This is a genomic window from Prevotella sp. oral taxon 475 (assembly GCF_018127805.1).
Taxonomy (GTDB): domain Bacteria; phylum Bacteroidota; class Bacteroidia; order Bacteroidales; family Bacteroidaceae; genus Prevotella.
Genome location: NZ_CP072334.1, coordinates 2,403,015 through 2,416,931, shown reverse-complemented (window position 1 = coordinate 2,416,931; position 13,917 = coordinate 2,403,015). Strand labels below are relative to the sequence as shown.

Sequence of the window (13,917 nt, the reverse complement as noted above, 5' to 3'; positions counted from 1 at the left end):
CGCTACTGTGTGCAGCCTCTTTTCCCCACGAAATAACAATCTATTTATTTACAAGCACACAGCAAAGAAAAGGCGTGTGCAGAAATCTAAAATCACCTTAAACATGAGGACAAAAGTTGCACTGCTGTCCATCGCACTCCAATGGTATGCAGGGAGCGTCTATAGTCAACGCTTAAACGCACCCATCTCTGCCCATAACGCGACGATCGAGCAGGTGTTGAATCAAATCGAAAAGTCTTCGGGCTACGTTTTCTTATATAATGATAAGGCGTTGAATACCCATAAGACGGTATCGGTGAACAATAAGAACGGAAACATCACGGAAATACTCGACCATATCTTCCGTGGCACCAACATTTCCTATGAAGTGGTGGACAAACAAATCATCCTTTCAGTGAAGAAAACTGACGGAAAGCAGGGCAGTACCCCTTTTATGCTGAAAGGAAACGTGAAAGACGGTCAGGGAGAACCTTTGATAGGCGTCAGCGTCAAACGCAAAAACGGAGGCTCGGGAGCTATCACTGATATTGACGGAAACTTCTCTCTGCAGGTGAACGACGGCACTTGGCTCGAGATTTCGTATGTAGGCTATGCGCCGAAAACCGTGAAAGTGTCGGGCAATCATCCGCTTTCGGTGGTGTTGGAAGAAGATCGGCAATTGCTTTCCGAAGTGGTGGTAACGGCATTGGGCATCAAGCGCGAAGCCAAAGCTCTCACTTATAACGTACAAGACTTAAAAGCCAAAGAGGTGACGCAGGTAAAAGATGCCAACTTCATCAACAGTTTGGCGGGCAAAATAGCCGGTGTCACGATCAATCAGAGCTCTTCCGGCGTGGGTGGTTCTTCTCGTGTGGTGATGCGAGGCACCAAATCGCTATTCGGAGAGAACAATGCGCTCTACGTTCTCGATGGAATTCCGATGCAAGGACTAAGAACCAAGCAGAGCGATAACTTCTATGAGGCGGTGGAAGTGGCCGATGGGGATGGCATTTCCAATATTAACCCCGACGATATCGAAAGTATGTCGGTTCTGACAGGAGCTTCTGCGGCGGCATTGTATGGAAATCGTGGTGCCAACGGTGTGATTCTCATCACCACAAAGAAAGGAGCTGTGGGCAAACCCCGCATTTCTTTCTCGCATAGCACCAGTTTCAGCAGTCCGTTTGTTACGCCCCAATTTCAGAATACCTATGGACGCAAAGAGGGCGAGTTTGCCAGTTGGGGTGAGAAGTTGCAGCGTCCGTCGTCTTACAACCCGCTCGACTTTTTTCAAACAGGTTATAACGTAATGAATTCGGTGGCTCTTTCCACCGGCAGCGAAACCAATCAAACTCACATTTCTTTAGGAGCGGTGAACGCTGCGGGCATTATTCCCAACAATAAGTACAACCGTTATAACCTCACCTTCCGCAATTCATGGGACATTATTAAAGATGTGCTCTCGATGGACTTCGGTTTGTTCTACATCAAGCAGAACACACAGAACGGCATCGGGCAGGGAATGTATTACAATCCCTTGGTTTCGACCTATCTGTTTCCGCCCAGTGACGACATCAATCGTTACCGAGTGTACGAAATGTACGATGCAACGCGCAACTTCAAACTACAAAACTGGCCCTATCACAACTTAGGTTTAGGCATGCAGAACCCCTATTGGATTGTCAATCGCAATATGTTCAACACCGACCGCGAGCGAAACATCGTGAGTTTGTCGATGAAATGGAACATCACCGACTGGCTTAACGTGTTGGGACGAGCCCGAATGGATCATGCTTACATGGACTTCGAACGAAAGTTGTATGCTTCTACCGACGGACTTTTTGCCAAACCGCAAGGAAACTGGATGACACAAGACGACAAAAACACATCGGTTTATCTCGATTTTCTGTTGAACGTAGACAAGAAGTTGAGCGAAGATCTTCGGTTATTGGCCAATCTGGGTGGCAGTTTTTATGATGAGAAATATAAATCGCATGTTTTTGAGGGGAATTTAGTTCGTGTTCCCAACTTCTTCCACTCCTCGAACATGTCGCCGGCAGAGAGCCGTACCGTTTATTCCAACTTGCACACACAAACACAATCCTTCTATGGCAAGGTGGAATTGAACTTCCGCAACTTCCTTTTTGCCGACGCAACGAGCCGCATCGACATCTTTTCCACTCTTCAGGGAACGGCCAAGAACAACGTCGTCTATCCCTCGGTGGGCCTCTCGATGTTGCTTTCCGAAGTACTGCCATTACCCAAAAACGTCATTTCTTTTTGGAAAATACGCGGTTCTTACGCCCAGGTGGGCAACCCTCCGGCAGCCTATCTGCCCTATGCCACGATCGCTTTGTCTAACGGAAACGCCACCAGTTCTACCTATACGCCGGCCAATCACCTGAAGCCTGAGATGACAAAAGCCTTCGAATTGGGTATGGACGTGCGCCTTTTCGGCAATCGCGTGAATCTGTCAGCCACCTATTACAATTCCAACACCTACAATCAGCTCTTCAGATACAAGTTGCCCCCGAGCACGGGCTATGCCTATGCTTACGAGAATGCAGGAAAGGTGAACAACTGGGGTGTCGAACTGACCATCGGACTGAATCAGAAATTAGGTCCGGTAGACTGGAATGCACAACTGATTTACTCGCTCAACCGAAACGAAATCAAGGAGTTGCTGCCCGAATACGTGACCGATCGCAAGACCAACACCACCGTCAAAGCCCCCACAGAGTTCGAGGTTTCGAGTGCTGAATCGTATAAAATGATTCTTCGGAAAGGCGGAACGATGTCCGACATCTATGCCAGCAAACTGAAACAAGACTTCCAAGGAAACATTCTATCCAACGGAGGCGTCTCGAAAGACGACAAGACGTTTGTCAAAGTGGGCTCGGCGGCACCCAAATACAACTTGGGCATCCGCAACAGCTTTGCTTGGAAAGGACTGGAGCTGGGCTTCCTCATCGACGCCCGTGTGGGAGGAGTGGTCGTTTCGGCCACGCAGGCCTTGATGGACCAGTTCGGTGTGTCGAAGCAAACAGCCGATGCGCGCGACGGAAAGGGCGTGAAGGTGAACAACGGATACCTCAATCCCGAGCAGTATTACGCCGTAGTGGCCGGTGGAAAAACCGGTTTGCTGGCTCATTATACCTACAGTGCCACCAACGTTCGCCTGCGCGAGCTCTCGCTGTCGTATGCTTTGCCCGAGGCTTGGTTTGCCAACCGGCTGAAGGTGGCCGTGTCGTTGACGGGGCATAACCTGATGATGTTCCACAACCGGGCCCCCTTCGACCCGGAACTGACGGCCAATACGGGCACCTACTATCAAGGGTTCGACTATTTCATGCCGCCCAGTCAGCGCAGTTTAGGTTTCGGTGTAAAGGTGAATTTTTAATGTTCCATCCTGCGAGTGATGGCACGAGAGAAGGCATCGGATAAGTGTTTTGCACACAGCGACTTACAAATCCCATTTCCATCTCTTAGCTTTTGTGCCTCGAAAGCTTAGCTTTTAGCGTGCGTTTCCTTAGCTTTTGCAAGGTGTTTTCTTAGCTTTTGCAAGGCAGCCGCTCGAGAACGGGAAAACCTTCTCAGCGGAAAAGGAAAGACAAGGTCGAGCCATCGGGCGAGCTACACTCGCATCTCAGCAAAATAAAGAAATAAAATGAAAAAGAATTTGATAACCAACATGTGTCTTTCGGCCGGTTTGTTGATCGCCGCTCTCTCGTTGGGGAGCTGCATGGATGGCGATATCAACAAAGATCCGGACAAGATCATGGAGAGCGAACTCAACAAAGACAATCTGTGGGGAACCTATCTCACGACGATGCAACGCCGTGTAGCACCTGAAGATCAGAACGATTTTCAGCTCACAGAAGACCTCGTCGGCAATATGTATGCAGGCTATTATGCCGGTACACAGAACTGGGAGGGCGGCTATAACGGCACCACTTATTCTTTCCCCGACGGTTGGATCAACCGCCCGTTCAAGGTGGCCTTCGTCGACTTTCTTTCTTCGTGGAATGTGCTTCGACAGAAAACCGATTCTTCTACCGTGCTCTTTGCCGTGGGCGAGGTGGTGAAAGTGGCGGCGATGCATAAGACCACCGACATCTACGGGCCGATTCCTTATACTCGATTCGGCTTGGCCAGTCCGGTGCCTTACGACTCGCAGGAGGCCGTTTACGAGCGTTTCTTCAAAGAACTCGATCATGCCATCGGCATTCTTACCGAGTTCGACGCACACAACGCAGGCAGTAAGCCGCTCGAAAAGTTCGATTTGATCTACGGAAGCGACATCGCCAAGTGGATACGCTTTGCCAATTCGCTCAAGCTGCGCTTGGCCATGCGCGTGCGTTATGCCTATCCCGGGGCGCAGGCTCTGGCCGAAGCTGCGGTGAACAATAGCTATGGGGTGATAGAAAGCAATGCCGACAATCCTACGATGCAAAGCAACAATGCTTTGTCGTTCACCTACTTCAATCCGTTCTATAACCTTTATAGCGAAGAAGGCTATAACGAAGACCGCATGGGAGCCTCGATGGAAGCCTATCTCGTGGGCTTCGACGACCCGCGCTTGAGCATCTTCTTCACCAAAGGAACCGATAACAAGTATCACGGACTGCGAAACGGACATAAAAATGGAAACCGATTCCAGGGCAAACCGCTCCTTTCCAAGCCTACCATCACACAGGCTACGCCTTATTTATGGATGACTGCAGCCGAGGTTTGGCTCCTGAGAGCCGAGGGTGCCTTGCTGAATTGGCAGATGAAAGGCACTGCCAAAGATTTGTATGAGCAGGGAATCAGAACTTCGCTCTCACAACATGGGCTCGATGCGCAAGCCGATGCCTATCTGGCCAGCACCCATCAGCCGGCGGCTTACGACGGTGTGTATCGCAGTCCGTCGGCTGCTGCCCCCTCAGACATCACGGTAGCCTGGGACGATGCTGCCACAACCGAGAAGAAACTCGAGCGTATCATCACGCAAAAGTGGATTGCCATGTATCCCTTGGGGCAGGAGGCCTGGAGCGAATTCAGACGAACGGGCTACCCGAAGCTCTTCCCCGTGGTGGATAACCTGAGCAATGGGGCTGTGAACACCGAGATACAGGTGCGTCGTTTGCCTTTCCCCGAGTCGGAATACACAGGAAATAAGGCCGAAGTGGAGAAAGCCGTGAAGCTGTTGGGCGGTGCCGATACCGGCGGAACGCGCCTTTGGTGGGACAAGAAATAAAAGAATGAACCTAAAGCAATAAGAAAATGAGAAATAAAATTGCATCTTTGCTGCTGGCATTCTCGGCCGTGAGCACACTGATTTCGTGCAGCACCGAGATCGAGGCATTGGATATCGTGAAGCCGGAGCCGAAGTCGGAACAGTATTATGCCGACCTCAGGGCCTACAAACAACGCGACGACCATGAGGTTTTCTTCGGTTGGTTCGGTGGATGGAACACCGATTCGCCCAGTATGATTGGGTCGTTGAAGAGTGTTCCCGATAGTGTCGACATCATCTCTATTTGGAGTGGAACCTACAATCGCGAAGATCTTGAGTATGTACAGAACGTCAAAGGTACACGCGTCACTTATACGATCTTCGCCCATCAGATACCGAAGACGTTCCTGGGTGGCGAAAACCACGACCAAGTGACCAAAGAAGGCATCGAGGCTTATGCCGTTGCGCTGGTCGATACGATGAAGAAGTATGGCTATCAGGGCATCGATCTCGACTACGAACCGGGCTATCAAGATCCCGCCGGTGGGCCTTTCACTGGTCCGTTGGTAGGTCCGGCGACGAAATATCCCAACTATCGCGACAACATGGCTGTGTTTGTCAAGAAGCTGGGCGAGTTTATTGGTCCCAAATCGGGCACGAAGAACCTCCTTATTATCGACGGAGTGCCCTATGATGTGCATCCCGAACTGGCCGAATACTTCAACTACGGTGTGGTGCAGTCTTACGATTCGGGGGGCTTCTCCGACCTTCAAAGTCGCTTTAACCGTGCTGCCAATCGCGGTTGGAAGCCCGAACAATACATCTTTGCCGAGACTTTCGAAGGTGGAAAGGCCACTACCGGGGGTGTGAGTCACACCTTGCGCGAGGGCGGACCACTCGTTCCGTCGATCTTGGGCATGGCTCATTTCTTGCCCGAGTTCGAAGGAAAGATCGCCAAACGTAAAGGCGGGTGTGGTGCTTACCACATGGAGAACGACTATAACAACACGCCTAACTATCGTTACATCCGTCAAGCCATTCAAATTATGCAAGAACACAAGTAGGGCTTGCTGCTTGTTTGTTCTCAAAAATCACTATTAATATAAGAAAAATGATGAAATCAATAGTAGGGAAACTTCCCATTCTGTTATCGATTTTGCTTTGGGTTGCTTGTAAAAACAGCCCGGGTTATTATGACGGAGTGTACATCGTGGGCACTGAAGGCAAAGACGTGACGGCGGCACTCACCGTAGACGATGTTCCGTCGGCCATCGGTATCAACGTGGCTTCCTCGTCGTTGGCCACTGAGAACCTGACGATCGACATGAAGGTGAACCCCGAACTGGTGGAGACCTTCAACAAAGAACACCACAAAAACTATGAGTTGCTGCCCGCCAGTGCCTACAAACTCGACAACACTCAGCTGAAAATAGAACAAGGGAAGCATATCACGACCACCGGTATGCGTCTGAGCATCGTCAATCGAGACGATATGAAGATGGGCATCACCTATGTTCTGCCCGTGAGCATTGAGAAGGTGGAAGGCGGGAAGCTGCCTGTGATCGAGGCGTCGCGCACCATTTACGTCGTAGTGAACCAGGTAATCGTCACCAAGGCGGCCGACTTGGATCAGCCTTGGCGGTATTATTATGCCGATTTCAGCCACGAGTCCAAGTTCAACACCAAGGCCATGAAGACCGTTACCTTTGAGGCGCGCGTGCGTTTTCGAAAGATGAACGCCAGCAGCAGTAAGTGGTGCTACTCGGTGATGGGGCTTGAAGAGAACCTTTGCTTAAGAACGGCCGGCGGACCCAAAGATGGCTGGAAGCTACAACTGGGAGATCCCAACCACATGGACTCTCGTGACGTGCTGCCCAACGACAAATGGGTGCATCTGGCCTGCGTCTATAACGGCGAGACGGGTAAGAAATATCTCTATATCAACGGCGAACTGCAAGCCGAAACTACCGATAGCCGACCCACGATCAGCCTGGCCAGTGCCTACGGGCAGCACGATTTGTTCTTCATCGGTCAGTCTGCCAACGACGATCGCTGCATGGAAGGTTGGGTGAGCGAGGCCCGTGTGTGGGCCACCGCTCGCACAGCAGCCGAGTTAAAGAACAATGTCTGCTGGGTAGACCCGCTCTCCGAGGGGCTGGTGGCCTACTGGCGGTTTAACGAAGCGCACCAGTCGGGCTCTTATTACATCGTGACCGACCTCACCGGAAACGGTTACGACGCCTATTATTATGGCTGGTACGACGGCGGTGTGCCCTCGTTTGTAGATGCCGTTCGGTGTCCTGAATAGCGTAGTTGTCCTTTCATTGTCAAAGCATCTCTGCCCAGATGTCCCTCTTTGGGGCTCTCGGCAGAGATGTTTCTTTGTGCAGTGCCCGATGATCCGCCAGCTCAGGGTGCAGATACTGGTAGCGATCAACTCTCCTGCGGCCTGAAAGCCACCTCCTCCTTCTTTCTCTCTTCACTTCAATCGGTTACAAACAATTTCCAAAAGCTAAGAAAACGCATGCCAAAAGCTAAGAGATTGGAGTGCAAAAGCTAAGAAAACGATGTGCGAAAGCTTAGCTTTTAAGTAGTAAGGAGGGAAGGAGTAAGTAGTAAGGGGGAATGGAGTGAGGATTAAGGAGAGAATTTGTGCGCGGTAAGGAGGGGAGTAATGCACGGTATTTTTGTAGGTAATTGGTTGTCAAATGATGACAAATCATATCCTCTGCGCTCCGTTTTCATCGGCACATTCGCTCCTCCCTGGAGGGGTATCATCGGTTTTCGGTACACCTTATTATATATATGTGCAACGTTTTTCTTTCATTTGGGACACCGAAAATCCATCAACATGCCTTCATTCCTTTGCTACGAGACATTAAAAAAAGAGGACTAAAATGTTAACAAAAGCCCTCAAAACATGCACAACCATGGGTGTAGTGTGCAATAAAGAGTGCTTTTTTGCACGAAATATTTGCGAGTATGAATAAAAATGTTTTCCTTTGCACCCGAATTTTTGGATGAAATTTAATTACAAACACAATTAAAAAAATTACAATTATGTCAGAAATCGAATCGAAAGTAAAAGCTATCATCGTTGACAAACTTGGTGTAGACGAAGCAGAGGTAAAGCCCGAAGCAAGCTTCACAAACGACCTTGGTGCAGATTCTCTTGATACTGTAGAGCTGATCATGGAATTTGAGAAAGAATTTGGCATCTCTATTCCTGATGATAAGGCAGAGAAAATCGGTACAGTAGGCGATGCTATCGCTTACATCGAGGAGAACTCGAAGTAATGTTTGATGCTTTTGGTTATGGCGTTCTATCTCTTTGATAGCGCCATACCCAAAAACTCAATTCCCCCTTAGGGCTATCCCTATTTTTATTCAACGGCAGATTTCGACTTTCGCAGTTGAAGGCGGAAATGCAAAGGCTAAACGACTTTTTTCTCAATCACCCTTTCTTTACCCCATTGATTGCGCCGAAAACGCTTTTAAAGCTAATTTTATTTCATAGATGGAGTTAAAAAGAGTAGTAGTAACAGGACTCGGTGCCGTTACTCCTGTAGGCAATACGCCCGAGGAAACTTGGGAAAACTTAGTTGCCGGTAAGAGTGGTGCCGCCCCGATTACGGCATTCGATACAACCAAATTCAAAACAAAGTTCGCCTGCGAGGTAAAAGGTCTGAACGTAACCGACTATATCGACCGCAAAGAAGCACGAAAGATGGACCGCTATACACAGCTCGCCATCATCGCTGCCATGCAGGGAATGAAAGACAGCGGACTCGACTTGGAGAGCGAAGACCGCAACCGCATTGGCGTAGTTTACGGCGTAGGCATCGGCGGTATCAAAACATTTGAAGACGAGGTGACCTATTTCGGACAGCATCTTGGGGAAGAACCCAAGTTCAACCCTTTCTTCATCCCGAAGATGATTGCCGATATTGCCGCCGGACACATATCGATCATGTACGGTCTTCATGGCCCTAACTATGCAACCACTTCTGCCTGTGCATCGTCTACTAATGCTTTGGCCGATGCTTTCAACCTCATCCGCTTGGGAAAAGCCAACGTGATTGTGGCCGGAGGTGCCGAAGCCGCTATCTGCGGTTGCGGAGTGGGTGGCTTTAACGCCATGCATGCCTTGTCAACTCGCAACGATGACCCTGCACATGCTTCTCGTCCGTTCAGTGCCAGCCGTGATGGATTCGTCATGGGAGAAGGTGCTGGCTGCTTGATTCTTGAAGAACTTGAGCATGCAAAGGCTCGTGGAGCAAAGATCTATGCCGAAATGGTAGGCGAAGGGGCCAGTGCCGACGCACATCATATCACCGCCAGTCATCCCGAAGGCTTGGGTGCGCGTCTCGTTATGCAAAATGCGCTGGAGGATGCAGGTATGAAACCCGAGGATATCGACTATATCAACGTGCACGGAACGTCGACTCCGGTGGGCGATATTTCAGAGGCCAAGGCTATTAAAGAACTCTTTGGCGAGGCTGCCTACAAGCTCAACATCAGCTCTACCAAGTCGATGACGGGCCATTTGCTGGGTGCTGCCGGTGCCGTTGAGGCGATGGCGTGTGTGCTGGCCGTGAAAAACGACCTCATTCCGCCCACCATCAATCACGAAGAGGCAGACAAAGACGAGAACATCGACTACAATCTGAACTTCACTTTCAACAAAGCGCAACAGCGTAAGGTGCGTGCGGCTCTGAGCAACACGTTCGGTTTCGGTGGACATAACGCTTGTGTGATCTTCAAAAAGTATGCTGAGTAATCTTATCGATAGGATAAAGCTCCCTTTCCGCAAGGAAAAGGAGCTTTATTCGTCTCTGTATCGCATCCTCGGCTTTTACCCTCGAGACATCCGATACTACAAATTGGCGTTGATGCACAAAAGTGTGATGCGCCGCGGAGCCAACGGAAAGCCGGCCAACAACGAGCGATTGGAGTTCTTAGGCGACGCTATCCTCGACGCTATCGTAGGAGACATCGTCTATCGCCACTTCCCCGGCAAGCGGGAAGGCTTTCTTACCAACACGAGGAGTAAGCTCGTGCAGCGCGAAACACTGAACAAGCTTGCTCAGGAGATGGGCATCAGTAGACTGATTCTTTCGTCTGGGCGCAGCTCTTCCCACAACAACTACATGGGAGGCAATGCTTTCGAGGCCTTAGTGGGAGCGATCTATTTGGATAGAGGATACACCCGCTGCATGAAATTCATGGAACAGCGCATCCTGGCCAAGATGATCAACATCGACAAGGTGGCCTATAAGGAGGTGAACTTCAAGAGTAAGCTCATTGAATGGAGCCAAAAGAATCGCGTCAAACTCGATTTCAAGGTGAAAGAGCAGGGAAAAGACAAAAACGGAAGTCCGTTTTTCTTGTTCTGCGCTGTGCTCGAAGGTGTCGAAGGCTGTGTGGGCAAGGGCTATAGCAAGAAAGAGAGTCAGCAGTTAGCTTCCAAACTCACGCTGGAACGACTCAAAAAGGAACCTTCTTTCATAGACGAGGTGTTTGCAGCCAAGACCCAACGCACGAAGATGGAGGAAGAACCCGTGAGCAGTGTGCCCGATACGGAGCCACAAAACGACTTCATCATCGTTTCCGAACAAACGATTGTGGCAGAAGCTCCCCAGGAAACGGCCGTTGTGGAAGCCCCGGCCGAGCTGCCAAAGGAGAACGCCGAACCTGCACTCTCTGAGAAACAGACGGAACGCAAACCAAGAACGCGCCGTAAACCGGCAGAATCGACTGATTCGGAGTCGATCGTTGCCACCAAAGAAGAAAAGCCGATGGCTGCCGATACCTCCGCTTCTGCCACACGAAGAAGAAAGGCGGAGACGGAGAAACCGGCTGCATCGCCGAAGAAGAAGGAACGCACCGCTGCTGAAAAGGCAGATGACGCTGTGGAAGGGGCCGCAACTACGCCGCGAAGAAGGAAGAAGCCGGCTGCCAAGGAAGAAGTCCATGTCGGTCAGGAGTCGGAGAACGCTCTGCAAGAGCCTCGGATGGAGATCGAAAAGCCTCAAAAATCCTCTGCCAAGGAGGAAGATCCCGACTTCGACTTGAGTCATATCACGGCCAAAGAGCAGTCGCGCGAAGACATCATCGCTGCCGCTGAGGCCGCCGCTTTCTCAGAGTAATTCTCGCTCCAGGCCCTTTAAAGCCAGTGCAAAGACAACCGGAAACGGTATCAACAAAGGCAAGGAGGACGGTACACACCAACGTGCGCCGTCCTCCTTGCCTTTATCTTTCTCGTTGGTCGGGGGCTTTACTCCCATCGCATTTGCCCCGTCTGAATAGGACTGTTGAGAAGTGGTTTTGCAAAACCTTAGCTTTTGACCTGCAAAAGCTAAGAGAATGGCATGCGAAAGCTAAGAAAATGCGCGGTGAAAGCTAAGCTTTTGCAACACGCTGCTGTGGCATCCTGATTCCAATTGGCAATGGGGGATTGAACTTGATAGGGATGATCACCACTTTCTTCCAAGTGAAAAGAACATGATTTTTGTTGCATCCCATCCAAACAAACCGGCCAAATAATGCGGCACAGACTTGTTTGTAAAGGATAGATTTCGTATTTTTGCCCCATCAAGGTCCAGTATGAAGCATAAAAAACACAGGATGGTGCTGCAACTTTGATCAACGTTTCTGCGTCTGACGGATATGATTGAACTCAAAGACATTCACAAAACCTACTTCGGCGCGCAGCCTCTGCACGTGCTCAAGGGTATCTCTCTCTCCATCGGCGAGGGCGAATTCGTCTCGATTATGGGGGCTTCCGGTTCGGGCAAATCCACCTTATTAAATATACTCGGCATTCTCGACAACTACGATACGGGCGAATATCGACTCGCCGGAACGCTCATCCGAGATCTCTCCGAGCGACAGGCGGCAGCCTATCGCAACCGGATGATCGGCTTTGTGTTCCAATCGTTCAACCTCATCGGCTTCAAAACGGCCGCTGAGAACGTAGAGTTGCCCCTTTTCTATCAGGGTGTGGGTAGAAAAAAACGCCGCCAGATGGCTCTGCAATACCTGGAGAGGTTGGGCTTAGAGCAATGGGCCGAGCATTATCCCAACGAGATGTCGGGCGGGCAGAAGCAACGGGTGGCCATCGCACGGGCCCTCATCACGCGCCCACAAATTATCCTGGCCGACGAGCCTACGGGAGCACTCGACTCGAAAACAAGCCTCGAAGTGATGACGCTCTTGACGCAGCTCAACCGCGAAGAGGGTATCACCACCGTCGTTGTGACGCACGAAAGCGGTGTGGCCAATCAGACCGACAAAATCGTTCGAATAAAAGACGGGCTCATCGAGCGGATAGACGATAATCGGGAACACGATGCTACGCCTTTCGGAAGGAATGGGGTGATGAAGTAACGGCGGACCGTTTGTCTATCGAAAGAGGATGAACAAGCGGTCGGGAGATTCAAAACGAAGAAAGGAAAAACAATGTACAGTCTGCTGACAGAAATCTGGTCGACGGTCCGGCGCAATCAACTGCGCACGGCTCTGACGGGCTTTGCCGTGGCCTGGGGTATCTTTATGCTCATCTTTCTGCTGGGAGCGGGCAACGGACTTCTCAATGCCAACCGACAGGAGATGGACCGTCGACTGGCCAACTCGATGGTGGCGGGCGGTGGAATCACCGCCAAAGAATACAAAGGCTTGAAAGAGGGGCGCGCCATCACGCTGAACGATGTCGATATCGATGAGACCCGAACGGGATTCCCACAGCATGTGGAGACTGTTGGAGCTGAGGTGGAGGTGAATGGAGAGACGTTTTCGCGCGGTTCCAACTACGTTGCGGGCAGCATCTGCGGCGTATATCCTAACGAAATGGACATTAACAAGAAGGAGTTGCTTTGTGGACGATTCGTCGATCCTCTCGATCTGCAAGAACAACGCAAGACGTTGGTGCTCAGTGAGAGCATGGCTAAGGAACTGACAGCGGGACATCCCGAGACGCTCGTGGGGCAAAGCGTGCGCGTGGGGCATATTCCGTTCTTGGTGGTGGGCATCTATAAAGATAATCAAAGCGAGATGAACAACAAGGGTTACTCGGCTTTCACCACCGTGCGGACGATGTACGGACGGGGAAACAAGACCGACAACATCGTCTTTAGCTTCCGAGGGCTCGACACAAAGGAAGCCAACGAGGCTTTCGAACGCCACTATCGCCGCCGACTCAATGCCCATCACAACGTTGCTCCCGACGATGAGCAGGCCGTTTGGATATGGAATCGCTTCACGCAGGCTCTGCAAATGCAACAGGGAGTGACTGTGATACACACCGCTCTGTGGGTGATCGGCATCTTTACGCTGCTGAGCGGCATCGTGGGTGTGAGCAATATCATGCTCATCACGGTGAGGGAGCGTACGCGCGAGTTCGGCATTCGAAAGGCCATCGGGGCTACGCCGTGGTCGATTCTGCGGCTCATCATCCTCGAGAGCGTTGTCATCACGACGCTGTTCGGCTATATCGGTATGCTACTCGGCATTGCAGCCAACCTTTATATGGACGCCAAGGCGGGCGATATGCAGATGGATGCGGGCGTCTTCAAGATGTCGGTGTTTGTCAATCCTACGGTGGGCTTCGACGTTTGCCTCGAGGCGACGCTGCTGATCGTGGTGGCCGGAACGCTGGCCGGACTGATTCCGGCTCGAAAAGCAGCCCGCGTGCGACCCATCGAGGCCCTTTGTAATTGACA

General features: G+C 50.9%; 9 protein-coding genes. All 9 read left to right on the top strand.

Going from position 1 to position 13,917, the window contains the following annotated elements:
• Positions 1–103: 103 nt before the first annotated feature.
• The 9 genes from J5A66_RS09625 to J5A66_RS09585 all read left to right on the top strand — a co-directional run bounded on the left by J5A66_RS09625 (position 104) and on the right by J5A66_RS09585 (position 13,915).
• Positions 104–3,379, top strand: a complete 3,276-nt coding sequence (locus tag J5A66_RS09625; RefSeq protein ID WP_211790383.1) for a SusC/RagA family TonB-linked outer membrane protein — start codon at positions 104–106, stop codon at positions 3,377–3,379.
• Positions 3,380–3,646: 267 nt separating this feature from the next.
• Positions 3,647–5,218 carry a RagB/SusD family nutrient uptake outer membrane protein gene (locus J5A66_RS09620; RefSeq protein ID WP_211790382.1) on the top strand — a complete coding sequence of 524 codons (1,572 nt, stop codon included), beginning with the start codon at positions 3,647–3,649 and terminating at the stop codon, positions 5,216–5,218.
• A 26-nt stretch (positions 5,219–5,244) separates the two neighbouring features.
• The gene (locus J5A66_RS09615) at positions 5,245–6,261 is read left to right on the top strand and encodes a glycoside hydrolase family 18 (RefSeq protein WP_211790381.1); all 1,017 of its coding nucleotides are present in this window, start codon (positions 5,245–5,247) and stop codon (positions 6,259–6,261) included.
• A 47-nt stretch (positions 6,262–6,308) separates the two neighbouring features.
• Complete coding sequence (locus J5A66_RS09610) at positions 6,309–7,505, top strand: DUF1735 and LamG domain-containing protein (protein WP_249109965.1); 1,197 nt, start codon at positions 6,309–6,311, stop codon at positions 7,503–7,505.
• A gap of 752 nt (positions 7,506–8,257) precedes the next feature.
• Positions 8,258–8,494 (top strand): acyl carrier protein, encoded by a 237-nt coding sequence (locus J5A66_RS09605; protein ID WP_211790380.1) that lies wholly within the window; start codon positions 8,258–8,260, stop codon positions 8,492–8,494.
• A gap of 220 nt (positions 8,495–8,714) precedes the next feature.
• Positions 8,715–9,977: a beta-ketoacyl-ACP synthase II gene (gene fabF / locus J5A66_RS09600; RefSeq protein WP_211790379.1), complete on the top strand. Its 1,263-nt coding sequence runs from the start codon at positions 8,715–8,717 to the stop codon at positions 9,975–9,977.
• Positions 9,967–11,346, top strand: coding sequence for a ribonuclease III (gene rnc / locus J5A66_RS10265; protein WP_211790378.1), 1,380 nt, complete (start codon positions 9,967–9,969; stop codon positions 11,344–11,346). The genes fabF and rnc overlap by 11 nt, the downstream gene beginning before the upstream one ends.
• A gap of 520 nt (positions 11,347–11,866) precedes the next feature.
• A complete protein-coding gene (locus J5A66_RS09590; RefSeq protein ID WP_211790377.1) occupies positions 11,867–12,586 on the top strand; it encodes an ABC transporter ATP-binding protein in 720 nt (239 codons plus the stop codon).
• Positions 12,587–12,658: 72 nt separating this feature from the next.
• Positions 12,659–13,915, top strand: a complete 1,257-nt coding sequence (locus J5A66_RS09585) for an ABC transporter permease (protein WP_211790376.1) — start codon at positions 12,659–12,661, stop codon at positions 13,913–13,915.
• Positions 13,916–13,917: the final 2 nt, after the last annotated feature.